General features: G+C 37.2%; 31 protein-coding genes. 30 read left to right on the top strand and 1 reads right to left on the bottom strand.

Features of this window, described 5'->3' with window-relative positions:
- The first annotated feature begins 30 nt into the window (after positions 1-30).
- The 21 genes from rpsH (at position 31) to FD31_RS02635 (ending at position 12,806) form a co-directional block, all read left to right on the top strand.
- A complete protein-coding gene (gene rpsH, locus FD31_RS02740; RefSeq protein ID WP_057866672.1) occupies positions 31-429 on the top strand; it encodes a 30S ribosomal protein S8 in 399 nt (132 codons plus the stop codon).
- Positions 430-459: 30 nt separating this feature from the next.
- Entirely contained in the window at positions 460-990 is a 531-nt protein-coding gene (gene rplF, locus FD31_RS02735) for a 50S ribosomal protein L6 (protein ID WP_057891241.1), read from the top strand.
- A 16-nt stretch (positions 991-1,006) separates the two neighbouring features.
- Positions 1,007-1,372 (top strand): 50S ribosomal protein L18, encoded by a 366-nt coding sequence (gene rplR / locus FD31_RS02730; protein WP_057891240.1) that lies wholly within the window; start codon positions 1,007-1,009, stop codon positions 1,370-1,372.
- 18 nt (positions 1,373-1,390) lie between these two features.
- Entirely contained in the window at positions 1,391-1,891 is a 501-nt protein-coding gene (gene rpsE, locus FD31_RS02725; protein ID WP_057891239.1) for a 30S ribosomal protein S5, read from the top strand.
- A gap of 17 nt (positions 1,892-1,908) precedes the next feature.
- Positions 1,909-2,094 (top strand): 50S ribosomal protein L30, encoded by a 186-nt coding sequence (rpmD, locus tag FD31_RS02720; RefSeq protein ID WP_057891238.1) that lies wholly within the window; start codon positions 1,909-1,911, stop codon positions 2,092-2,094.
- Positions 2,095-2,123: 29 nt separating this feature from the next.
- Positions 2,124-2,564, top strand: coding sequence for a 50S ribosomal protein L15 (gene rplO / locus FD31_RS02715; protein ID WP_057891237.1), 441 nt, complete (start codon positions 2,124-2,126; stop codon positions 2,562-2,564).
- Entirely contained in the window at positions 2,564-3,859 is a 1,296-nt protein-coding gene (gene secY / locus FD31_RS02710; RefSeq protein WP_057891236.1) for a preprotein translocase subunit SecY, read from the top strand. Before rplO ends, secY begins: the two co-directional genes overlap by 1 nt.
- A 14-nt stretch (positions 3,860-3,873) precedes the next feature.
- Positions 3,874-4,527, top strand: a complete 654-nt coding sequence (locus FD31_RS02705) for an adenylate kinase (RefSeq protein WP_057891235.1) — start codon at positions 3,874-3,876, stop codon at positions 4,525-4,527.
- 96 nt (positions 4,528-4,623) lie between these two features.
- Positions 4,624-4,842, top strand: a complete 219-nt coding sequence (infA, locus tag FD31_RS02700; protein WP_010018544.1) for a translation initiation factor IF-1 — start codon at positions 4,624-4,626, stop codon at positions 4,840-4,842.
- A 32-nt stretch (positions 4,843-4,874) separates the two neighbouring features.
- Positions 4,875-4,991: a 50S ribosomal protein L36 gene (gene rpmJ, locus FD31_RS02695; RefSeq protein ID WP_010018546.1), complete on the top strand. Its 117-nt coding sequence runs from the start codon at positions 4,875-4,877 to the stop codon at positions 4,989-4,991.
- A 23-nt stretch (positions 4,992-5,014) separates the two neighbouring features.
- Positions 5,015-5,380, top strand: coding sequence for a 30S ribosomal protein S13 (gene rpsM / locus FD31_RS02690; protein ID WP_057891234.1), 366 nt, complete (start codon positions 5,015-5,017; stop codon positions 5,378-5,380).
- 21 nt (positions 5,381-5,401) lie between these two features.
- A complete protein-coding gene (rpsK, locus tag FD31_RS02685; RefSeq protein ID WP_041501351.1) occupies positions 5,402-5,788 on the top strand; it encodes a 30S ribosomal protein S11 in 387 nt (128 codons plus the stop codon).
- Positions 5,789-5,851: 63 nt separating this feature from the next.
- Positions 5,852-6,790 (top strand): DNA-directed RNA polymerase subunit alpha, encoded by a 939-nt coding sequence (locus tag FD31_RS02680; RefSeq protein WP_057891233.1) that lies wholly within the window; start codon positions 5,852-5,854, stop codon positions 6,788-6,790.
- 30 nt (positions 6,791-6,820) lie between these two features.
- A complete protein-coding gene (rplQ, locus tag FD31_RS02675) occupies positions 6,821-7,201 on the top strand; it encodes a 50S ribosomal protein L17 (protein WP_057891232.1) in 381 nt (126 codons plus the stop codon).
- Positions 7,202-8,013: 812 nt separating this feature from the next.
- Complete coding sequence (locus FD31_RS02665; protein WP_057891230.1) at positions 8,014-8,847, top strand: energy-coupling factor ABC transporter ATP-binding protein; 834 nt, start codon at positions 8,014-8,016, stop codon at positions 8,845-8,847.
- A complete protein-coding gene (locus tag FD31_RS02660) occupies positions 8,823-9,677 on the top strand; it encodes an energy-coupling factor ABC transporter ATP-binding protein (RefSeq protein WP_057891229.1) in 855 nt (284 codons plus the stop codon). Before FD31_RS02665 ends, FD31_RS02660 begins: the two co-directional genes overlap by 25 nt.
- Positions 9,678-9,680: 3 nt before the next feature.
- A complete protein-coding gene (locus FD31_RS02655) occupies positions 9,681-10,478 on the top strand; it encodes an energy-coupling factor transporter transmembrane component T family protein (RefSeq protein WP_057891228.1) in 798 nt (265 codons plus the stop codon).
- Between the two features lie 3 nt (positions 10,479-10,481).
- Positions 10,482-11,228 carry a tRNA pseudouridine(38-40) synthase TruA gene (truA, locus tag FD31_RS02650; RefSeq protein WP_057891227.1) on the top strand — a complete coding sequence of 249 codons (747 nt, stop codon included), beginning with the start codon at positions 10,482-10,484 and terminating at the stop codon, positions 11,226-11,228.
- A 125-nt stretch (positions 11,229-11,353) separates the two neighbouring features.
- Entirely contained in the window at positions 11,354-11,797 is a 444-nt protein-coding gene (gene rplM / locus FD31_RS02645; protein ID WP_057891226.1) for a 50S ribosomal protein L13, read from the top strand.
- A 13-nt stretch (positions 11,798-11,810) separates the two neighbouring features.
- A complete protein-coding gene (gene rpsI, locus FD31_RS02640; RefSeq protein WP_010018559.1) occupies positions 11,811-12,203 on the top strand; it encodes a 30S ribosomal protein S9 in 393 nt (130 codons plus the stop codon).
- A 90-nt stretch (positions 12,204-12,293) separates the two neighbouring features.
- The gene (locus FD31_RS02635) at positions 12,294-12,806 is read left to right on the top strand and encodes a GNAT family N-acetyltransferase (RefSeq protein WP_057891225.1); all 513 of its coding nucleotides are present in this window, start codon (positions 12,294-12,296) and stop codon (positions 12,804-12,806) included.
- 46 nt (positions 12,807-12,852) lie between these two features.
- Here FD31_RS02635 and FD31_RS02630 read toward each other — a convergent pair whose 3' ends face one another.
- Positions 12,853-13,956, bottom strand: coding sequence for a YdcF family protein (locus tag FD31_RS02630; RefSeq protein ID WP_057891224.1), 1,104 nt, complete (start codon positions 13,954-13,956; stop codon positions 12,853-12,855).
- 205 nt (positions 13,957-14,161) lie between these two features.
- Here FD31_RS02630 and FD31_RS02625 point away from each other — a divergent pair, with 205 nt between their 5' ends.
- The 9 genes from FD31_RS02625 to FD31_RS02585 all read left to right on the top strand — a co-directional run bounded on the left by FD31_RS02625 (position 14,162) and on the right by FD31_RS02585 (position 22,261).
- A complete protein-coding gene (locus tag FD31_RS02625; RefSeq protein WP_057891223.1) occupies positions 14,162-14,896 on the top strand; it encodes a DeoR/GlpR family DNA-binding transcription regulator in 735 nt (244 codons plus the stop codon).
- Positions 14,897-14,905: 9 nt separating this feature from the next.
- The gene (locus tag FD31_RS02620; RefSeq protein ID WP_057891222.1) at positions 14,906-15,730 is read left to right on the top strand and encodes a Cof-type HAD-IIB family hydrolase; all 825 of its coding nucleotides are present in this window, start codon (positions 14,906-14,908) and stop codon (positions 15,728-15,730) included.
- A gap of 14 nt (positions 15,731-15,744) precedes the next feature.
- Positions 15,745-16,245 (top strand): macro domain-containing protein, encoded by a 501-nt coding sequence (locus FD31_RS02615; protein ID WP_057891221.1) that lies wholly within the window; start codon positions 15,745-15,747, stop codon positions 16,243-16,245.
- Between the two features lie 597 nt (positions 16,246-16,842).
- Positions 16,843-17,862 (top strand): anthranilate phosphoribosyltransferase, encoded by a 1,020-nt coding sequence (gene trpD / locus FD31_RS02610; protein ID WP_057891220.1) that lies wholly within the window; start codon positions 16,843-16,845, stop codon positions 17,860-17,862.
- Entirely contained in the window at positions 17,859-18,638 is a 780-nt protein-coding gene (trpC, locus tag FD31_RS02605; protein ID WP_057891219.1) for an indole-3-glycerol phosphate synthase TrpC, read from the top strand. Before trpD ends, trpC begins: the two co-directional genes overlap by 4 nt.
- Positions 18,639-18,641: 3 nt before the next feature.
- On the top strand, positions 18,642-19,223 hold the full coding sequence (locus tag FD31_RS02600; protein WP_057891218.1) for a phosphoribosylanthranilate isomerase: 582 nt from the start codon (positions 18,642-18,644) through the stop codon (positions 19,221-19,223).
- 15 nt (positions 19,224-19,238) lie between these two features.
- Entirely contained in the window at positions 19,239-20,447 is a 1,209-nt protein-coding gene (trpB, locus tag FD31_RS02595; protein ID WP_057891217.1) for a tryptophan synthase subunit beta, read from the top strand.
- Positions 20,440-21,219, top strand: a complete 780-nt coding sequence (gene trpA, locus FD31_RS02590) for a tryptophan synthase subunit alpha (RefSeq protein ID WP_057891216.1) — start codon at positions 20,440-20,442, stop codon at positions 21,217-21,219. The genes trpB and trpA overlap by 8 nt, the downstream gene beginning before the upstream one ends.
- A 202-nt stretch (positions 21,220-21,421) precedes the next feature.
- The gene (locus tag FD31_RS02585; RefSeq protein WP_057891215.1) at positions 21,422-22,261 is read left to right on the top strand and encodes an aldo/keto reductase; all 840 of its coding nucleotides are present in this window, start codon (positions 21,422-21,424) and stop codon (positions 22,259-22,261) included.
- The last annotated feature ends 14 nt before the right edge of the window (positions 22,262-22,275 follow it).

Genomic DNA, 22,275 nt, shown 5'->3' with positions numbered 1-22,275 from the left:
GATTTTTAATATAAAAAGGAGGCAAATCAAATGGTCATGACAGATCCTATTGCAGATTACCTAACACGTATTCGTAATGCAAACATGGTTAAACATGAATCTCTAGACATTCCTGCTTCAAACATCAAGAAGAGTATGACAGAGATTCTTAAGAATGAAGGATTTATCAAGGATTACGAAGTTATCGAAGATAACAAACAAAACGTACTTCGTATTTTCTTAAAATATGGTAAAGATCAACAACGCGTTATTTCAGGCTTGAAACGTATTTCAAGACCAGGTCTACGTAGTTATGTTGATTCAGATAACGTGCCAAAGGTTCTTAATGGATTAGGTATCGCTATTCTTTCAACTTCAAAAGGTGTTATTACTGACAAAGAAGCCCGCGCTCAACACGTTGGTGGAGAAGTAATCGCTTATATTTGGTAATATACTTATAAAGTAAGGAGGTGCACTAATTTGAGTCGTATCGGTTATAAAGTAATTGAAATTCCTGCAGGAGTTACAGTTACTCAAAAAGATGAAAACATCACTGTTAAAGGCCCTAAGGGTGAATTAACAAGAGCATTCAGTCCAAAGATCAAGTTGACTATCGAAGGTACAGAAGCTAAGTTCACACGTGAAAGCGATAATGATAAAGCTCTTCACGGAACAATGCGTTCAAACCTTAACAACATGATTATTGGTGTTACAGAAGGTTACGAGAAGAAACTTGAACTACGAGGTGTTGGTTACCGTGCACAAGTTAAAGGTGACGTACTAACACTTTCAGTTGGTTACTCACATCCAGTTGTCATGGATGCACCAAAAGGTATCAAGATCGAATCTCCTTCAAATACAGAAATTAACATTCTAGGTATTTCAAAGCAAAAGGTTGGTCAATTTGCTGCTGAAATCCGCGATGTACGTTCTCCAGAACCTTATAAAGGTAAAGGTATTCGTTATGTTGGCGAATATGTACGTCGTAAAGAAGGTAAAACTGGTAAATAGTAAATAAATCTATGAGGTGAAAATTGTGATTACAAAACCAGACAAAAACAAAGCACGTCAAAAACGTCAAAAGCGTATCCGTGCCAAAATCTCTGGTACTGCTGAGCGCCCACGCTTAAACGTATTCCGTTCGAATAAAAACATTTACGCTCAAATTATTGATGACGTAAAGGGTGTAACGCTAGCAAGTGCCTCAACTCTTGATAAAGAAGTTAAAGACGGTTCAAAAGTTGAACAAGCTGAAGCTGTTGGTGCATTAGTTGCACAAAGAGCACAAGAAGCTAAAATTAGCAATGTTATCTTTGATCGTGGTGGTTACTTATATCACGGACGTATCCAAAGTCTTGCTGAAGCAGCTCGTGAAAATGGGCTAAAATTCTAGAAGGAGGAAACCAAATTTATGACATATATCGATCCATCTCAATTAGAATTAGAAGATCGCGTTGTCTCAATCAACCGTGTTACTAAGGTTGTTAAAGGTGGACGCCGTCTACGTTTCGCTGCTATCGTAATCGTTGGTGACAAGAATGGTCACGTAGGTTTCGGTACTGGTAAAGCTCAAGAAGTTCCTGAAGCTATTCGTAAAGCTGTTGAAGATGCTAAGAAGAACCTTATTAGTGTTCCTATGGTTGGTTCAACAATTCCTCATGAAGTTATTGGTACATTCGGTGCCGGTAGAATCATGTTGAAGCCTGCTGAAGAAGGTTCTGGTATTGCTGCTGGTGGTGCTGTTCGTGCCGTTATCGAATTATCAGGTGTTGGTGATGTTACAAGTAAATCACTTGGAAGAAACACTCCAATTAACGTAATTCGTGCAACAATCGAAGGATTAAAACAACTTAAGACTGCCGAAAGCGTTTCTGAAATGCGCGGAATCTCAGCCCAAGAATTGCTTAACTAGAAGAAAGGTGTGTAATAATGGCTAAACTTAAAATTACTCTAATTAGAAGTGCAGCTCACCGCCTTCCTGCTCAACGTAAAACAGTTAAGGAACTAGGACTCGCAAGAGTTTCAAGTTCTGTTGTTAAGCCGGATGATGCTGCAATTCGTGGTGCTGTACGTAAAATCGCTCACTTAGTAAGCGTTGAAGAAGTTAAAGATTAATAAATTTTAAAAGATTAGGAGGTGCAATAATGGAACTAAACGAACTTAAGCCAAGTGCAGGCTCAAGACACTCAAGAAAGCGTCTAGGTCGTGGTACTTCAAGTGGTACAGGTAAAACTTCTGGTCGTGGTCAAAAAGGTCAATTGGCTAGATCAGGTGGTAAGACACGTATTGGTTTTGAAGGTGGACAAATGCCTTTGTTCCGTCGTATGCCAAAACGTGGATTCAATAACATCAACCGCAAGGAATATGCTATTGTAAACCTAAGTGAATTAAGTAAGTTTAATGACGGTGCTGAAGTTAATGTAGAAACATTAAAAGAAGCCGGAATCATTAAGAAACAATATAATGGTGTTAAGTTGCTTGCTAACGGTGAGGTTAGTGCTAAGTTAACTGTTAAAGTTGCTAAGAGTTCAGCCGCAGCTACTAAAGCAATTGAAGCCGCTGGTGGCACTGTAGAGGTGATCTAATGCTTGGAACTATCAGAGATGCTCTAAAGGTAAAGGAAATTCGTAAGAAGATCCTATTTACCTTGATGTTACTTGTTATATACCGTTTGGGATCTCAAATTACCGTACCCGGAGTTAATGCTGCGGCTATGGATAAAGTTGGTTCTACTGGATTGGTTCCCCTATTGGATACCGTTACCGGTGGTGGTCTTTCAAACTATTCTATTTTCTCAATGGGTGTTTCACCATTCATTACGGCCCAAATTGTTGTTCAACTTTTACAAATGGACATTGTTCCTAAATTTGTTGAGTGGAGTAAACAAGGTGAAGTTGGTCGTAGAAAGTTAAATCAAGTAACGAGATATTTGACGATTGTTTTAGGTTTTGTTCAGTCAATCGGTATTACTGCCGGTTTTAACCAATTAAGTGGTTTGGGATTAGTTAAATCTCCTAATATGAGAGCTTTCATAACTATCGGTATCATCCTTACAGGTGGTACGATGCTTCTTACTTGGATTGGTGAGCAGATTACTGACAAAGGTTTGGGTAATGGAGTTTCCGTAATTATCTTCGCTGGTATTATTGCTAGATTCCCTAATGGGCTTCAACAAATTTACCGTGATTATATTACAAATGCTAGTTCTGCTGATCTTGCTAAGAATATTGGATTCCTTGTTGGCCTTGTGGTCATTATCTTGCTTGTTGTGCAATTTGTTACTTTTGTTCAACAAGCAAGTCGTCGAATTCCTATTCAATACACAAGACGTGCAGCTGGTAGCGGTAGTGAAAGTTTTCTACCATTGAAGGTTAACGTTGCTGGTGTTATTCCTGTTATCTTCGCTAGTTCATTTATTGTTACGCCTCAAACTATTTTGATGGCATTCCAAGCAAATCACAGTGGAGATCAATGGTATCAAGTATTAACAGAAATATTCAGTATGCAAACTACAACAGGTTCGATTATTTATACATTGTTGATTGTATTATTTACATTCTTCTATGCATTTGTTCAAGTAAATCCTGAAAAGCTTGCAGAAAACCTACAAAAGCAAGGGGCTTATATCCCTGGCGTTTGGCCTGGTAATGAAACAATCAAGTTCATGTCAGGTGTATTGATGAAACTATCAACTGTCGGAGCTGCGTTCCTAGGTTTAGTTTCATTACTTCCATTGTTAGCAGCTAACTTGTTCAACTTACCTCAATCTATCGGATTAGGTGGTACGAGTTTGTTGATCATCGTTGGTGTTGCTTTGGAAATGGATCGTCAATTACGTGGTCTTTTGATGAAACGTGAATACGTTGGATTTATTAGATAATTGGAGATGTGACAATGAATATTGTATTGATGGGATTGCCTGGTGCAGGTAAAGGTACTCAAGCAGAAAAGATTGTTGAAGATTTTAAAGTTGTTCATATTTCAACTGGTGACATGTTTAGAGCAGCCATGGCTAACAAGACAGAAGTTGGTCTAAAGGCTAAAGGGTTCATCGATAAAGGTGAACTTGTTCCGGATGATGTTACCGAAGCTATCGTCGAAGAACGCTTAGCTGAAGATGATGTTCAAAAAGATGGATATATGTTAGATGGATTTCCGAGAACTCTTGAACAGGCTAATGCTTTACAGACAATTGCAAAGAATGTAAACAAACCGATTGATGCTGTCATCTATATCGATGTAAAGCCTGAAACATTAGTTGATCGCTTATCTGGAAGATATATTTGTTCTAATTGTGGAGCAACTTATCATAAAATTTATAATCCTACAAAGGTAGAAGGCACATGTGACGTTTGTGGCGGCCATGACTTCTATCAACGTGAGGATGACAAGCCTGAAACTGTTAAGAATAGATTGAAAGTTAATATTGAAATGAATACACCATTAATTGATTTTTATGACAAGTTGAACTTGTTACACAAGATCAATGGTGAACAAGAAATAGATGAAGTTTATAACGAAGTCAAGAAAGTTTTACAAAACTTGTAAGACTTTTTGCTTTGAATGTTTACATGTACGGAAAATTATTGTATAATTCGCCAGTATATGCAGAATTAATTTCATCCCGTATGGAGGTTAATATCTTTGGCAAAAGAAGATGTCATTGAAGTAGAAGGCACAATTTCAGAAACATTGCCTAATGCAATGTTTAAGGTAAAACTTGAAAATGGTGCTACAGTTCTAGCTCATGTATCAGGTAAAATCCGTATGCACTACATTAGAATTTTACCCGGTGACAAGGTTACCGTGGAATTATCCCCTTATGATTTAACCAAGGGAAGAATTACATATAGATATAGATAATAAGTTTTTTAATGGAATGGAGGTTCCACAATATGAAAGTAAGACCATCCGTTAAACCTATGTGCGAACACTGTAAAGTAATTAAGAGACGCGGTCGCGTCATGGTTATTTGCTCTGCAGATCCAAAGCACAAACAAAGACAAGGATAATAAAATAGGAGGTGCAGTGATTTATGGCTCGTATAGCAGGTGTAGATTTACCTCGTGATAAGAGAATTGTTATCGCTTTGACATACATTTTCGGTATCGGCGAAACAACAGCTCAAAAAGTGCTTAAAGATGCAGGCGTATCTGAAGACATTCGTACAAGAGACTTAACTCCTGATCAAGAAGATAAAATTCGTGCAGAAGTTGATAAGGTACGTGTCGAAGGTGACTTACGTCGTGAAGTAAGCATGAACATCAAGAGACTACAAGAAATTGGCTCATATCGTGGTATGAGACATCGTCGTGGATTGCCCGTTCGTGGACAAAACACAAAGAACAATGCAAGAACTCGCAAGGGTAAGAAAACTACTATTGCAGGTAAGAAGAAGTAATAATAAGATAGGAGGTTAATCATGGCACAAAGTAAAGGTCGTAAGCGCCGTACTAAGAAGCATATTGAAGCTGGTGTTGCACATATCCACTCAACTTTCAATAACACACTTGTTATGATCACTGATGTTAACGGTAATGCCGTTTCATGGTCATCAGCTGGTGCACTTGGATTCAAGGGTAGTCGTAAATCAACACCATTTGCCGCACAAATGGCTGGAGAAGCAGCTGCTAAAGAATCAATGGAACATGGTATGAAAACAGTCGAAGTAGCTGTTAAGGGTCCTGGTTCAGGTCGTGAAGCTGCAATCCGTTCATTACAAGCTACTGGTTTGGAAATTACTGCTATTCGTGATGTTACACCAGTTCCTCATAATGGTTCTCGTCCTCCAAAGCGTCGTCGTGTATAGAATGGTTGTATACCCATATGAACTACGCTACACACATTTCGTTTTGAAAGGGGAACTAACCGAATGATCGAATTTGAAAAGCCATCTATTACTTCTGTTGAAGAAAGTAGTAGTTATGGTAAATATATTATCGAACCGCTTGAAAGAGGTTATGGTACAACTTTAGGTAATTCATTACGTAGAGTTTTATTAGCATCATTGCCAGGGACAGCGGTATCTGATATTCAAATAGATGGTGTATTGCATGAATTCTCAGCTATTGATGGCGTAATTGAAGACGTTACACAAATCGTGCTTAACGTTAAGAAATTAAAGCTTAAATCTTATGCTGAAGACAGCTTAAAAGCTGAGATCGACATTGTTGGTCCTGCTACTGTTACAGCTAATGATATCAAGGCTGATGATGACTTGGAAATCCTTGACCCAGAACAATTTATTTGTACTGTTGCCGAGGGTGGACACTTCCACATGCAAATGACAATTAAAAATGGTCGTGGATATACTCCTGCAGAACAAAATAAGACGGACGAAACACCTATTGGTGTTCTTCCAGTTGACTCAATTTTTACACCTGTAGAAAAAGTTAACTATCAAGTTGAAAACACTCGTGTGGGTAAGAGAAACGACTTCGACAAATTAACAATCGATATCTGGACAAATGGTTCAATTGGACCACGCGAAGCTATTAGTTTGTCAGCTAAGATTCTTACAGAACACCTAAACAGTTTTGTAAATCTTACTGAAGAAGCTAAGAGTGCAGACATGATGATCGAAAAAGAGGAAACTCAAAAAGAAAAGAAACTTGAAATGACTATTGAAGAACTTGATTTATCAGTTCGTTCATATAATTGTTTGAAGCGTGCCGGTATTAATACTGTGCAAGAGCTTACTGAAAAATCCGAAGCAGATATGATGCGTGTTCGTAACTTAGGACGTAAATCACTTGTTGAGGTTAAAGAAAAGCTTGCTGATCTTGGATTATCATTGAAGCAAGAAGACTAATAATATCAAATTCAAACAGGAGGTATAGACATGGGCTACCGCAAATTAGGACGTACCAGTTCACAAAGAAAAGCAATGTTACGCGATTTAACTACTGATTTAATCATTAATGAACATATTGTAACAACTGAAACTCGTGCTAAAGAAATCAGTCGTACAACAGAAAAAATGATAACCTTAGGTAAACGCGGAGATTTGCATGCTCGTCGCCAAGCTGCTGCTTATGTTAGAAACGAAGTTGCTAACATTACAGAAGATGATGACGCAGTTGTTGTTCAATCAGCTCTTCAAAAACTATTCAGTGATATCGCACCTCGTTACAAAGAACGTAATGGTGGATACACACGTATTTTGAAGACTACTCCACGCCGTGGAGATGCTGCTCCAATGGTTATTATTGAATTAGTTTAATAATAATGTGTTATTAATTTTTAAAAAATCAGTCATTCTGATGAATTAGTGAGTGTTAAGATGATGGTCGTTTTCGACTAAGTCTATCTCTGAGATCTCTGTCAAAGGGGACACTAATTTATCGAATGATTTTTTTTTACCCAAATTTTGTTATTATATAGTTATTGTTAAGTATGCCGTCTCCAGAACCGAGAAAACTTAAATGGCTATGCGGACCGATTCGAGCCAAGGTCTCGAATCTCGGTTTGAAGCCTTATCAAAGTTCGATAAGGCTCCAAACACGCCCGGTGGTGTAAGAGCTAAAGCTCTAACGCCACTTTCACAGCCATTTAAGTTTTCTCGGTTCCTCCGACTAGTTATTGGTTGGAATCATAATATAAGTTACTTGGGGCAGTATACGGCCTTTCATTATTTGTACATATTTGGTGTTAGTAATGATAATGTTTAAGCATTAAATCATGTTGGGATAATATTTTTGGAGACTAGATTGGACAATTAAGGGTTAAAAAATGATTATTGCCATCTATTTGAAAATGGTATTTGTAGTAATCAACAATAAACTTGATTATTGATAAACTTGAAACAATTAATTAACTAGTCTCTGGGAGTAAGAAATATAGGCAGCAGTGAAGGTGGCGTTATGGCTTTAGCCATTACACCACGGGACGAGTTTTGAGATTCGCGTACTTTGCGAAGCTCAAAATCGAGGTGCGAGACCTTGGCTCGCACCGGTCCCCACAGCAGCCTGTATTTCTTACTCCCAGAGGCGGCATCACTAAAGAATATTAAACACATCTTCAGGGGAGACACTTTTGGAAAAAATCATTTCAATTAAAGACTTAAATTATACTTATCCAGAAGCTAAGCGCTCAGCTATCAAGAATCTCTCGCTCGATATTTATAAGAACGAGTGGTTATCAATCGTTGGTAAGAATGGTAGTGGGAAATCAACGCTGACGAAATTGATTGATGGTCTGATTGAGGCTGATTCTGGGACAATTGAAGTCGATGGTCAAATTATTGATGAGAAAAATATTTGGGAAGCTCGGACTAAAATCGGTATTATCTTTCAAAATCCTGATCACCAGTTTGTTGGGGCAACGGTAGAGGATGACGTGGCATTTGGTTTGGAAAATCAAGGTATGCCTCGTGAAGAGATGGTTAAGGCAATTGATGAGGCCTTGGCCTTAGTTAAGATGTCCGAATTTAAGAAACGTGATCCACAGTCGTTGTCTGGTGGTCAAAAGCAGCGTGTAGCGATTGCTGGGGTGTTAGCTACTAAACCACAAATCGTCATTATGGATGAATCCACTAGTATGTTGGATCCTGATGGGCGTCGAACTGTTTTAAATTTAGTTCAACAATTGCGAAGTCAACAAGATTTAACTATTATTTCAATCACCCATGATATTGAAGAGACTGAATTGTCGCAACGAATCGTCGTTTTGAATGATGGTCAAATTGTTCGTGATGGTAAACCAGAAGAAATCTATGATTTGGGGTCCGATTTGGAAAAATTTGGCCTTGAGGAGCCGTTTACGAGTGAATTGGTATCAACACTAAGGGATACGATTAAATTGCCTGACGGTTATTTAAATGAAGAGGAGCTAAAGGAACAATTATGGAAATTATCTTCGAACATGTAACACATGCATATGATCCTAATAGTCCAACGGTTAATCTTGGTTTGGATGACGTTTCGTTTAAGATTCAAGATAAGAAGTTTACTGCTATTGTTGGGCAAACTGGTAGTGGTAAATCAACTTTAGTTCGACATATCAATGCGCTTTTAAAACCAACTTCGGGTACGATTACTGTCGGTGATCGAGTCATTACTCCGGAAACAAACAATAAAAACTTGAAACCACTGCGTAAACAAGTCGGTATGGTTTTCCAATTCCCTGAAAGTCAATTATTTGAAGAGACTGTGGAAAAAGATATTATGTTTGGTCCGATGAACTTTGGGGCTAGTGAAGAAGATGCAAGGGCAGCCGCACATAAGATGATTAAAATGGTAGGTTTAGATGAGTCACATCTAAGTCAATCACCGTTTGATTTATCTGGTGGTCAAATGCGTCGAGTAGCTATTGCCGGTGTTTTAGCGAGTGATCCAGAGACGATTATTTTAGATGAACCAACAGCTGGACTAGATCCAGTTGGCCGTCAGGAAATTATGGATCTCTTTAAAAATCTTCAAGAACAAGGCAAGACAATCATTTTGATTACACATAATATGGATGATGTGGCTAACTATGCAGATGAGATGGCAGTTATCCACCGTGGAAAACTAATTGCTGAAGGATTGCCACAAGAAGTTTTCAACAACCAAGAACTATTGCAAGATGATTTATTAACTTTACCTAAGAGTGCAGCCTTTGCGAAAGAATTATCACGAAAAGGTTTTCATTTTGATCGACTACCGATTACAATTAATGAATTAGGAACTGAGATTAAGGAACAGTTAAATGGTGATTAAGTAATGGATAAAATAATTTTGGGGAGATACTTGCCTGGGGACTCGATAATTTATCAGTTAGATCCGCGTGGTAAGTTCTTATTAACGTTTTACTTTGTGGGGATTGTATTTTTAGCAAATAATGTCGTGTCATATGCGTTCTTATTAGCATTCGTCTTGTTTGCGGTGTATTTATCAAAGATTAACTTTGGTTTCTTTATTAAGGGATTAAAGCCGGTCTTTTGGCTGATTTTGTTTACAGTCGCGCTGCAGCTTTTGTTTACGCCAAGTAGTCATCCACTGTGGCATTGGGGAATCTTCACCTTTTCAAAAGAAGGTTTAGTCATAGCTGGGTACATTTTTATTAGATTTGTGCTGATTATTTTTATTTCAACGTTATTGACGTTAACTACGACGCCTATCGAAATTTCCGATTCAATCGAGAGCATTCTCAAGCCATTGAAAAAAATTAATTTTCCAGTGACTCAAGTTGCTTTAATGTTGTCGATTGCATTGCGATTCGTGCCATTATTGGTTGATGAAACGACTAAAATCATGGATGCTCAAAGAGCTCGCGGGGTTGATTTTGGTGAAGGCGGTTTGATCAAACGTATCAAATCATTCGTGCCAATATTGATTCCACTCTTTGTCAGCAGTTTTTCAATTGCCTATGATTTAGCTATTGCGATGGAATCACGTGGGTATAAAGACGGTGAGGGCCGGAGTAAGTATCGGGTCTTAAGCTGGGATAAGCGTGATAATATCATGTTGTTCTTTATGGCCTTAGTGACAGTTATTTTATTATTTTTACGGAGTTATTAATTTATGACAAGATACAAATTAACCATTGCTTATGATGGGACAAAGTTTCATGGTTTCCAACGCCAAAATGAATTAAGAACAGTTCAAGGTGTAATGGAAAAAGCATTAAGCAAGATGACTAAGGGACAACATGTGGATGTATTTGGATCAGGTCGAACTGATGCTGGTGTTCATGCGTTAGGTCAAGTGATTCATTTTGATTATCCAGGTAATATTCCTGCTGAAAATATGCTACGGGCAATCAATTCTTTGATGCCATTAGATGTTTTAGTTAAATCCGCTGAGATTGTAGATGAGAATTTTCATGCTCGGTTTGGAGTTAAGAAAAAAACGTATCAATATCGTGTGGATTGCGAACATTATACGAACCCATTTAAACGGTTTTACACAGGCCATTATCCTTATGCGCTAGATGTGGATAAGATTCAAATTGCTTTAAAAGATCTTGAAGGTGAACACGATTTCACGAGTTTTGCAGCGTCGGGTGGTGTGATAGAAAATAAAATTCGCACTATCTATTCTGCGTCATGTGTGTATAATAAGAACAATGACGAATTAGTTTTCGAATTTACAGGCAATGGCTTCCTATATAATATGGTTAGAATTTTAGTTGCTACTCTGTTAGAGATTGGTAATGGGCGCAGAGATGTACATGACTTCTTGAGATTGTTTGAAGTGAAGGATCGACAAGAGGCACGTGGTACAGCACCTGCAAGTGGGCTATATTTAAAAGAAGTTTTTTACGATTAATCTGTGGATAAATATTGACTTGAAGTCAAAATCACAGTATTATTGTAACTGGTATTGTTTGCCCCACGATAGGCCCCGGAAACTTATTGAGTGTCAAACAGACGTAGAAACTGGAGGAATTTAAAGTGCGTACAACACCATTAGCAAAAGCAAGTGAAGTTGAACGTAAATGGTATGTAATTGACGGTGAAGATGTTGTCTTAGGTAGACTTTCATCAGTTGTTGCTTCTATTCTTAGAGGTAAGAACAAACCAACTTACACACCTAACGTTGATACAGGTGACAATGTTATTGTCATCAATGCAGATAAAGTTAGATTAACAGGTAAAAAGGCTAAGAATAAGATTTATTATTCTCACTCAGATCACCCAGGTGGGTTGAAGAGTATCAGTGCCGGCGAAAAGAGAGCTACTAAGCCAGAACGCTTCGTAGAAGACTCAATTCGTGGTATGTTACCTAAGAACACTCTTGGTCGTCAAGAAATCAAGAAGTTGCATGTTTATGCAGGTTCTGATCACAGTCACCAAGCACAAAATCCAGAAATGTTGGATATCAACAAACTAATCTAAGGAGGAAAAGAATTTGGCACAAGTATCATATGCCGGAACAGGCCGTCGCAAGGACTCAGTTGCTCGTGTACGCCTAGTACCCGGAAACGGAAAAATTACTATCAACAAACGTGATGTCAAAGATTACATTCCTTTTGACAATTTGATTGCTGATATGAAACAACCTTTAGATGTCACTGAAACAGCAGACAGCTACGACGTTATTGCTAACGTTAACGGTGGAGGCTTCTCAGGACAAGCTGGAGCAATTAGACATGGTATCGCTAGAGCACTACTTGATGTTGATCCTGATTTCAGACCATCACTCAAGTCAGCTGGCTTCCTAACACGTGACCCTCGTATGAAGGAACGTAAGAAACCAGGTCTTAAGAAAGCTCGTAAGGCTTCACAATTCTCAAAACGTTAATATTTATATTTCCAGTTTTGAATCAAAAAACATCTCTCAGTGTGAGGGATGTTTTTTTGTTATGATAGTTGTGGGAAAAGAGGACGCAAAATGTTAGATATCAAAAAGTTATCCACAAAGTATCAAGTAAAAAAATTAACGGCGACTGATGCCGACCATGCTTTGCAATTAGTTCAAAGTAATTCAAGCTTCTTTAATTTTTGTCCACCAGCACCAACACGTCACAGTATTTTAGAAGATATGAAAGTTGTACCAGCTGATAAAACTTTAGCTGATAAGTATTATTTAGGTTACTATGCAGATAATAAATTAATTGCAATTGTTGATTTGATTATCGGTTATCCAGCTGAAATGGACGCCTGGATTGGTTTCTTCATGGTTGATGCTGGTTTTCAGAAACAAGAAATTGGTTCAAGAATAATGACTGAATTAAGTGTCGCGTTATCTGAAAATGGATTAAAGAGAATTGAAGTAGCTTATCCGAAAGGAAATGCTCAGAGCCAACAATTCCTATTGAAAAATAATTTTGTAGCAATGGATCGTGAAGTTCCTGTTCCAGGGTACACAATGGTCATTATGGAAAAAGTTTTCCACAACAAATAAAAAAATCTTCGTTGAAAGTTTTGATGAACTCTCATACGAAGATTTTTTATTTTGCCATAATATCGGTATAAATTGTAATTCCCATCATTATTAGGATACCAATACCAATCAATCCTAAGACAATTAAGTGACGCTTCTTGTGCATTAAGAAGACGGCCACAAATTCACGGATCAAAGCATTTGGTAGGAAGTAGAACTTAGTTGGCGCACCGACACCATTAGCCGCCAATCCAGCCATTTTAGCATAGAGACCAGCTCTAAAAATATGATAATTATTACTGAAAAACTTGATATAAGCACTATCAGAGCCATAGTCTTCTTGAATAATAGCATTGGAAAATTGCATATTTTGCAAAGTATTGCGAGATTTATCCTCAAGAATAACTAAATCTTTGTCCCAGCCATGATCGATAGCATAGTTAGCCATAGCTTGAGCTTCAGATAGCTTTTCATCAGGGCCTTGACCGCCTGAGAAGACGATTTTAGGAGCTTGACGGCCCTTTTTAATCTGCTTGTTACCAAACTTCATGGCGGCATCAATTCGGTTTCCTAGCAGTCTAGAAACTGTATCACCGTTAATTAGCCCAGCACCTAGGACAATCAAGTAGTCAGCTTTGTAACGTCGAGGGACGAATTGATATAGAAAAGAACTAGCTAAATAATTGTATGAACAAAGTAATAGGTACAAACCGATGACTGGTAAACCGGAGATTAAAACATTGAACCAATCTGGCAGAAAGCGGGAGTGACCAACCATAAACGAATTGGCAAACCAAAGCGCAATTAGAAAAATTGCTAAAAATAAAGTTAACATATTCGATAATGTATGACTTTCACGCTTCCAAACCACAATAGCGTTCCAAAGTAGTAATGCCCACATAAAGAACATCACTACTAAAATGACACCAACAATTAGAACGAACAAAACACCCATAATAACAATGAATTCTGGATTACCAGTTGTAAATATTAGAGCAGCTAATTCACCGAGAAAAGCAATGAAGAAGACTGTAAACGTTATTCCATGGATTAGTTGGCGAGGTTCTCTAAGCCAAAAGAATAAGAAAATTCCGAATAGAACAATTGTTGCAATCCCCAAATAAATTGAAGTTTTTTGCAAGATGTCCATATACGGAGAAAATTGATTCATAAAATCACCTCAGTATAACAAAATGTGTTTCCCCCGAAACAATTATATTAATTTTATCATAATGCAGTATTTAGACCGAGTGTGAGTCACTGATTTTGCTGGAATTGAAAGTTTGAAAGTGATTATAATTATCAATACTTATAATTACTTATTAATGCTTACAAAAGCTTATAAATATGTTAAAATACTTATTGGAGGTGGAAATATGTATCAAGAACAACGATTAGAAGAAATTTTAAAGATGTTGCGGGATGCTGATGTTTTGACCAGTGAACAGATGATTGAACATTTTCATGTTTCGCGTGATACGATTCGTCGTGATTTTGCCAAATTGTCACAAGCAGGTAAAGTTAAGCGGGTTCACGGTGGAATTATGCAGTTACCAACTAACAATGAGATAGTCTCTTTTAATGACCGTTTAGATGAGTTTAGCGATGCAAAGAAACATATTGCTGAATTGGCACAAGAATTTATTCAAACGCAAGGTACATACTTCTTCGATGTATCGACAACTGTTTTGAAGCTGGCCCAAATTGTCGATACGAAAGCTACTATTTACACACATTCATTGGATAATGCCATTATGTTGAGTGGTAATTCAAAAATAGATTTGCATGCATTAGGCGGGCAGTTCTTTCCGAAGAATCGTTTCTTTTATTCATTAAATGAAGTAGAAATTTTGAAACACATTAATTTCAATGTGGCATTTATTGGAGCTGCTGGACTTAAAAATGGGAAAGTTAGTTTTGAAGATCAAGAAGATGCTTATTTAAAGCAATTAATATTGGAAAATGCCAAAACGAAAGTTTTGCTAGCAGAGAATTTCAAATTTACGAAGGAATCAACTTATTCAATTGGTAATATAACTGACTTTGATTATTTATTGACTGATATTAAACCAGCTGAACAAATTTTATCAGCTACGAATGTTAAATATTGAGGAGGAACCATGATGGATATTAAATTGATTTTAAGTGATATTGATGGAACGATTTTAAATGATGACAACGTTGTTGATAGTGGATTAAAACAAACTGTAGCTAAGTTACGTCAAAAAGATATTCCGTTTGTTTTAGCCTCTGCTCGATCACCAGAAGGGATGTTGCCAATTGCTAAGGAACTTGATGTTTTAGACAATCCAATTGCCTGCTATAACGGCGCTTTGGTGGTTAAAAATCTTGATAAACAAGACTTTACGAGCATATTGAGCCATGAATTGGAAATCAAAGAAGTTCGCCAGATTATCGAAATTGTTCATCAGAAGTTTCCTAATGTTTCAATAAATTTATACTCAGGTGCTGATTGGTATGTTGAAAAACAAGATAAGTGGGTTGAAATTGAATCAAAAATCACCAAATTGCAACCAATCGTAACGGATATCAATCATTTGATTGACGTACATCAAGTCCCAGTCCATAAGCTTTTACTAGTCAGTGAGCCAGAAGAAATTGCAGATGTTTTACAGTACTTACGTAACGCTGATATGACGGATAGTTCCTTTTATTTATCCAAACCAAATTACTTAGAAATTACTAATAGTCACGTTTCCAAAGAAAAAGCTCTACGAGAGTTAGCCAAGACATATAATTTATCATTAGATAAAACAATGACTTTAGGTGATAACTTTAATGATGTACCAATGTTGAAGTTGGCTGGACTGGGAGTTGCAATGCAAAATGCCCCAGTCGAGGTTAAAAAGTGTGCTAAGGTAATCACGGAGAGCAATAATCAAAATGGCGTTTCCAAAGCCATTGAAAAATACGTTTTGGAATGAAAGAAGTAATTATTATGGAGAAACTTTCCGTTATTAGAGGAGATATTTCCTATTTACCATTTCACGTCGATGCGATAGTTAACGCAGCTAACAGTGCTTTAGTCCCTGGTGGCGGCGTTGATGGAGCATTAAATCGAAAAGCTGGGCCTGAATTGGGACGGGACATGTTGAAATTTGGTGGTACACCAACGGGAACAGCGGTTTATACGAAAGCGTATGATCTCAATGCTGACTATGTAATACATGCAGTTGGCCCCCGTTATAACGATGGTGAACATGGAGAAAAACAGCTTTTAAGTGATGCTTATAAGTCTTCAATGGAGATTGCCCAAAAGCTAGAAGTTAATTCCTTAGCAATCCCATTTCTCAGTACCGGTATTTATGGATATCCATTGGAAGAAGCTATTGCTGTAGCGATTGATACAGTGAGAGAGTTTCATTTAGATGCTAAAGTATACTTTGTTGCCTTTGATGCGACAACAGAAGAATTGGCTAAGAAATATTTGAATAAGTAAAATTAAAGAAAGTAGTTACTGTGAATTAGAAACAGGACTGCTTTTTTTGAGTAGTTGAAATAATCTAAATCCAATTAATTAGTCGGTGAATATTATCATCTCCGGAGACGGCTTCCTCTAATAAAATTAAAATAAATCACATTTGACTATTGACAAAATCTCCAAATAGCATTAATCTCGTAAACAACAAATTAATTCGTCCATAAACCAATGAGATGGAAGTCAAGATTATCGTGCACGCCCAGAGAGTTGCCGGTGCTGAGAATGGCAATCGAACGCAGATAGTTAAATGGACCATCGAGGGTCTCTCCGAAAAATTTTGAGTACGGGAGAACGTTAGGCATACGTAAGTTGTCGGGAGGATGTTGGTCCTTCGCTAAGAGTAATGGATGATAGGATTTGAGTAGTTTTTTGGTATACTCTCAGACTATCGGTCTATTAAAATAAGGTGGCACCGCGGTAAATCCGTCCTTAAACGTTAATACGTTTATGGGCGGATTTTTTTTATTCTCAGGAGGTATCACCAATGACAAATAAACGATGGCAAACTTCAAATTAAATCAAACAAACGATTAATTTAATTTGGAGGAACTAAAAATGATTGAAAATGCGATTAAAAAAATAACTGAAGGTAACGATTTAAGTTTTGATGAAACAAATCAAGTGATTGATGAAATTATGACTGGTCAAACGTCAGCTGTTCAAATTGCCAGTTTTCTCACAGCTTTAAGTGTTAAGAAAGAAACTGTTGCAGAGATTGCTGGGGCTGCTGATGCAATGCGTAATCACGCTTTAGGATTTAAGACGAATGAACCAGTTTTGGAAATTGTTGGAACTGGTGGTGATCATTCTAATTCATTCAATATTTCAACTACTTCGGCTTTAGTTGTTGCTGCTACGGGAATTCCAGTTGCTAAACATGGTAATCGAGCTGCTAGTTCCAAAAGTGGGGCGGCGGACGTTCTGGAATCACTAGGCGTCAAGATTGAACTTGATCCAAAACGTAGCGAAGCAATTTTAAATCAAATTGGGATTTGTTTCTTATTTGCTCAGGAATATCACAAAGCCATGAAGTATGTAGCTCCAGTTAGAAAGGAACTTGGTATTAGAACGTTGTTTAATATTTTAGGACCTTTAGCAAATCCAGCTCACGCAACGAACCAAGTATTAGGTGTCTATGATGAACAATTAGTTGAGCCAATGGCAAAAGTTTTGGATCAACTGGGAATTGAAAATGCCATGGTCATTCACGGACAAGATGGGTTCGATGAAGCATCAATTTCCGCACCAACAACCGTTATGGAAGTTCACAATGGCAAATTTACTAAATATGAAATCACACCGGAACAGTTTGGACTCAATCGAGCTGAAAAAACCGCTGTTATTGGAGGAACACCTGCAGAAAATGCTCAAATTACATTGGATATTTTAAATGGAGCTAGTGGAGCTAAACTGGATGTTATCTTATTGAATTCAGCTTTAGCTATTCATACGGCTAGACCAACGATTAGTTTAAATCGAGCATTAGAAATGGCTCGAAAAGTTATTGATGATGGAACGGCTTTAAATAAATTAGATGAATTTGTTAGATTGACGGAAGACGGTGTGGCAGCTTGATTTTAGATGATTTGGTCTCTGCCACGCAAAAACGAATCACAATAGAACGAACCGTTATGCCGTTGAAGCAACTTCAAGAATTAGCTGAACAAATCCCCAATAAGAATCCACAAGTAATTGTTGATAAGTTTTTGGAACCACAATTACATTTTATTGGAGAAATCAAGAAAGCCTCACCGTCGAAAGGATTGATAGCACAGGATTTTCCATATCTTCAGATTGCTGAAGATTATCAAAAAGCTGGAGTTGACGCCATTTCTGTTTTGACTGAACCAGATTATTTTCAAGGTGATTTGCAATATCTTCAAGAAATATCTAAAGTGACGAGAACGCCATTGTTGAGAAAAGATTTTACAATTGATTCCTATATGATTTATCAGGCCAAGATAGCTGGAGCAAGTTTAATTTTATTAATTGTTGCCATATTGAGTGATGATCAGCTGAATGAATACTTGAATCTGGCTCACCAACTAGGTTTAGCAGCAATTGTCGAAGTTCATAATCCGAATGAATTGCAACGAGCTCTGAAGGTACGAGCATCAATAATTGGTGTTAATAACCGGAACTTACAAGATTTCACGGTTGATTTAAATAATAGTATCAACTTGAGATCATTGGTTCCTAAGGATATCCCCTTTATTGCTGAAAGCGGCATTAAAACAGTTGCTGACATTAAACGACTGAAAGACGCACAAGTTAACGGTGTTTTAATCGGTGAAACCTTTATGCGTGCACCTGATAAAGAAAAATTAATTACGAAATTTAAAAGTGTGTAAATTATGACACAAATTAAAATATGTGGGTTGATGACTAGTGCTGATATTCAAGCAGTCAATCAAGCTCAACCAGATTTGGCAGGCTTTATTTTTGCGAAAGGACGCCATCAATTAGACTTAATAACTGCCTTAAAATTACGTCAAGAATTGGATTCTAAAATACCTAGCGTCGGTGTTTTTGTGAATGCACCATTAGCTGAGATGATAGCTATTTTTAACAGCGGTGCAATTTCAATGATTCAATTACATGGCCAAGAATCAGAACAAACGGTGGTTGCTTTACAAAAATTACATATACCAGTGATCAATGTTTTCCAACCAACCGGGATTCCAGCAGAAACGCAAGCTGATTACTTAATGTTAGACAGCGGTCAAGGCAATGGTAAATTGATTGACTGGTCGAATTTAAATATTAAACACACACAGCCATTAATTATTGCCGGAGCTCTAAATATCCAAAATATTGAACAAGCAACACAATTGAGCCAACCGGACATTGTCGATATTTCTCGCGGGGTGGAAACAAATGGTCAAAAGGATGCTCGAAAAATTTTTGAAATTGTTAAATTAGTACATCAATTATAACTGGAGGAAATTCCCATGAAAGAAATGCAAAAAGAAGCTAAAGATGTTAGTCATTACGGTGAATTCGGAGGTCAATATATTCCCGAAACGTTAATGAATGAATTAAAAAATGTTGCCAATGCTTACAACAAATATAAAGATGATCCAGATTTTTTGAAGGAGTTACACGATTTATTAAATAACTACGCTAACCGTCCATCATTGTTATATTACGCAGATAAAATGACTAAGGATCTCGGTGGGGCTAAGATTTATCTCAAACGTGAAGATTTGAACCACACTGGTGCTCACAAAATTAATAACGTTATTGGTCAGGCTTTGATTGCCAAGAGAATGGGGAAAACACGTTTAATTGCTGAAACTGGAGCTGGTCAACATGGTGTTGCTACAGCTACGATTGCAGCACTCTTCGGGATGAAATGTGAGATTTTCATGGGTAAAGTCGATACTGATCGTCAAAAACTCAATGTTTATCGGATGCAATTATTAGGTGCCAAAGTTCATCCGATAACTAGTGGTTCAATGGTTTTAAAGGATGCCGTCAATGCTGCTTTACAAAACTGGGCTTCAAGAATTGATGATACTTTTTATGTGTTAGGATCAGCCGTTGGTCCATATCCTTTCCCAGAGATGGTTCATGATTTTCAAAGTGTGATTAGTAAAGAATCCAAAGCACAAATTTTAGAGGCTGAAGGACGTTTACCAGATGCTGTGGTTGCCTGTGTTGGTGGTGGTAGTAATGCAATTGGTAGTTTTGCCGAATATATTGACGATAAAGATGTTGAATTGATTGGATGTGAGGCTGCTGGAAAAGGCGTCGATACTGATCAAACAGCCGCTACGATTGAACGTGGATCAGTGGGTATATTCCATGGGATGAAATCATTATTCTTACAAAATGATGACGGTCAAATTGATCAAGTATATTCCATTTCAGCTGGTTTGGATTATCCTGGCGTTGGTCCAGAACACGCTCGTTTAGCAGAATTAAAGCGAGCTAAATATGTTGGTATTACTGATGATGAAGCGGTTAATGCCTTTGAATATATTGCTAAAACTGAAGGTATTATTGCTGCAATTGAAAGTTGCCATGCTTTAGCCTATGTAATGAAATTGGCTCCAACAATGAGTAAAGATAAAATCATCATTTGTACTGTTTCTGGTCGTGGTGATAAAGATGTTGCTTCAATTGCTAAGTATAGAGGGGTAGATATTGATGAGTAATTTAAAAGAAGTTTTCGCAAATAAAAAAGCATTTATTCCATTTGTTGTAGCTGATGATCCTGATATTGAGACGACCGTGGCAAATGTTTTAACATTAGCTCAAAATGGAGCGGATATTGTTGAATTAGGGATTCCATTCTCCGATCCAGTGGCCGATGGTCCAGTCATTCAAAAAGCTGATTTACGGGCATTTAAAGCAGATGTAAATACGAACGTAGTTTTTGAAATTGTTGAGAAAATTCGTCAAAAAAGTTCAGTTCCAATCGTCTTTCTAACGTATTTAAATATTCCATTCAAATATGGTTATGATAAGTTTTGTCAACGTTGTCAGGAATTAGATATTTCAGGGTTAGTTATTCCGGATGCACCAATTGAAGAACAATGCGAATTGAAACCATATGCTGAAAAATATGGTGTTGATTTAATTCCTTTAATTGCTCCGACATCGGCAGATCGAATTGAAAAAATTGCTCAATCAGCAACTGGCTTTATTTATGTTGTTTCTTCACTTGGAGTGACTGGTGTCCGTGATGAATTAGCCATTCAACAATTGAGTGAGACAATTGAACGAATTAAAAAAGTAACTGATGTTCCGGCAGCCATCGGATTTGGTATTCATTCATCAGAACAAGCTGGAAAATTGGCAACAATTGCTGACGGTATCATTATCGGTAGTGCTGTTGTGCAAATTGTAGCTGACGGTGGGGATGTTCAGAAGAACTTGGGTGAATATGCTCTGAGTATTAAAGATGCTATCAGCGTTAAAGCGTAATCAACTAAATTTGTGATAATTTAAAAAAGTATTAGCGAAAAAATCATTTTTCTCTCTAATACTTTTTTTATTTTCCTCGGTTCTGAAGATGGCATATTTGGTAGGCACCTCAAAGTACCTATAACACTAAAAAGTACATACTATCCAATTATTACAATTCGGTTTATATTAATAATACGAATTCAATAACAAGGAGAATTATATGATTACTTCATTAAATGATCGCATTAAATTAAATAATGGAACAGCCATTCCAGGTCTTGGTTTAGGCGTTTTCCAAATTCCTAACGAGGAGACGGCTGATGTTGTTGCCAACGGTATTAAGCAAGGTTATCGCTTGATTGATACAGCCCAAGTTTACGGTAACGAAGCAGGTACTGGAGAAGGTATCAAACGTGGTCTCAAGGAAAATAACCTTAAGCGTGAAGATTTATTCATCACTTCAAAAGTTTGGAATAATCATTTAACTTATGATGAAACAATTGCTGCAGCCAATGACAGTCTTCAAAAATTAGGCTTAGATTACTTAGATCTTTATTTGATTCACTGGCCTGGTGACGATTCGTTCAAAGATTCATATTTAGCTTTGGAACAACTTTATAAAGAAGGCAAAATTAAAGCTATCGGTGTCAGCAATTTTCAAATTCACCATTTAGAAGAATTAGCTAAATTTGCAACAGTGACACCTGTTTTGAACCAAGTCGAATCACATCCTAAGTTGATTCAAACTGAGCTTCGTGAATTTGCCGCTAAACATGACATTAAAATTCAAGCTTGGTCACCATTGATGCAAGGTAAAATTTTGAAGGATGCTACTTTACAAGCCATCGCTAATAAATATGGCAAATCAACTGCTCAAGTTATTTTACGTTGGGATATTCAAAGAGATGTCTTGCTAGTTGTTAAATCAGTTCATCCTGATCGTATGGCAAGTAATGCGGACGTCTTTGATTTTACTTTGGACCAAGCAGATATGGACAAAATTAATGCCTTGAACGAAGATTTACGTGTGGGACCAAACCCAGATGAATTCGATTTCTAATTAGGAGGAAATGT

Origin of the sequence: Companilactobacillus nantensis DSM 16982 (assembly GCF_001435815.1) — a bacterium.
Taxonomy (GTDB): Bacteria; Bacillota; Bacilli; order Lactobacillales; family Lactobacillaceae; genus Companilactobacillus; species Companilactobacillus nantensis.
Note: the sequence above shows the minus strand (reverse complement) of the source record. Positions and strands in the feature narration are given on the sequence as shown.

What these genes read in the sequence shown, in the direction of transcription:
- FD31_RS02600 (WP_057891218.1), top strand. Translation starts at nt 18,642, where the DNA reads ATGACACAAATTAAAATATGTGGGTTGATGACTAGTGCTGATATTCAA.
- rpsM (WP_057891234.1), top strand. Translation starts at nt 5,015, where the DNA reads ATGGCTCGTATAGCAGGTGTAGATTTACCTCGTGATAAGAGAATTGTT.
- FD31_RS02630 (WP_057891224.1), bottom strand. Translation starts at nt 13,956, where the DNA reads ATGAATCAATTTTCTCCGTATATGGACATCTTGCAAAAAACTTCAATT.
- trpD (WP_057891220.1), top strand. Translation starts at nt 16,843, where the DNA reads ATGATTGAAAATGCGATTAAAAAAATAACTGAAGGTAACGATTTAAGT.
- secY (WP_057891236.1), top strand. Translation starts at nt 2,564, where the DNA reads ATGCTTGGAACTATCAGAGATGCTCTAAAGGTAAAGGAAATTCGTAAG.
- FD31_RS02655 (WP_057891228.1), top strand. Translation starts at nt 9,681, where the DNA reads ATGGATAAAATAATTTTGGGGAGATACTTGCCTGGGGACTCGATAATT.
- trpA (WP_057891216.1), top strand. Translation starts at nt 20,440, where the DNA reads ATGAGTAATTTAAAAGAAGTTTTCGCAAATAAAAAAGCATTTATTCCA.
- trpB (WP_057891217.1), top strand. Translation starts at nt 19,239, where the DNA reads ATGAAAGAAATGCAAAAAGAAGCTAAAGATGTTAGTCATTACGGTGAA.
- rplO (WP_057891237.1), top strand. Translation starts at nt 2,124, where the DNA reads ATGGAACTAAACGAACTTAAGCCAAGTGCAGGCTCAAGACACTCAAGA.
- FD31_RS02635 (WP_057891225.1), top strand. Translation starts at nt 12,294, where the DNA reads ATGTTAGATATCAAAAAGTTATCCACAAAGTATCAAGTAAAAAAATTA.
- FD31_RS02585 (WP_057891215.1), top strand. Translation starts at nt 21,422, where the DNA reads ATGATTACTTCATTAAATGATCGCATTAAATTAAATAATGGAACAGCC.
- rpsE (WP_057891239.1), top strand. Translation starts at nt 1,391, where the DNA reads ATGACATATATCGATCCATCTCAATTAGAATTAGAAGATCGCGTTGTC.
- rplQ (WP_057891232.1), top strand. Translation starts at nt 6,821, where the DNA reads ATGGGCTACCGCAAATTAGGACGTACCAGTTCACAAAGAAAAGCAATG.
- FD31_RS02615 (WP_057891221.1), top strand. Translation starts at nt 15,745, where the DNA reads ATGGAGAAACTTTCCGTTATTAGAGGAGATATTTCCTATTTACCATTT.
- rpmJ (WP_010018546.1), top strand. Translation starts at nt 4,875, where the DNA reads ATGAAAGTAAGACCATCCGTTAAACCTATGTGCGAACACTGTAAAGTA.
- FD31_RS02625 (WP_057891223.1), top strand. Translation starts at nt 14,162, where the DNA reads ATGTATCAAGAACAACGATTAGAAGAAATTTTAAAGATGTTGCGGGAT.
- FD31_RS02620 (WP_057891222.1), top strand. Translation starts at nt 14,906, where the DNA reads ATGATGGATATTAAATTGATTTTAAGTGATATTGATGGAACGATTTTA.
- rpmD (WP_057891238.1), top strand. Translation starts at nt 1,909, where the DNA reads ATGGCTAAACTTAAAATTACTCTAATTAGAAGTGCAGCTCACCGCCTT.
- rpsK (WP_041501351.1), top strand. Translation starts at nt 5,402, where the DNA reads ATGGCACAAAGTAAAGGTCGTAAGCGCCGTACTAAGAAGCATATTGAA.
- rpsH (WP_057866672.1), top strand. Translation starts at nt 31, where the DNA reads ATGGTCATGACAGATCCTATTGCAGATTACCTAACACGTATTCGTAAT.
- truA (WP_057891227.1), top strand. Translation starts at nt 10,482, where the DNA reads ATGACAAGATACAAATTAACCATTGCTTATGATGGGACAAAGTTTCAT.
- FD31_RS02660 (WP_057891229.1), top strand. Translation starts at nt 8,823, where the DNA reads ATGGAAATTATCTTCGAACATGTAACACATGCATATGATCCTAATAGT.
- FD31_RS02680 (WP_057891233.1), top strand. Translation starts at nt 5,852, where the DNA reads ATGATCGAATTTGAAAAGCCATCTATTACTTCTGTTGAAGAAAGTAGT.
- FD31_RS02705 (WP_057891235.1), top strand. Translation starts at nt 3,874, where the DNA reads ATGAATATTGTATTGATGGGATTGCCTGGTGCAGGTAAAGGTACTCAA.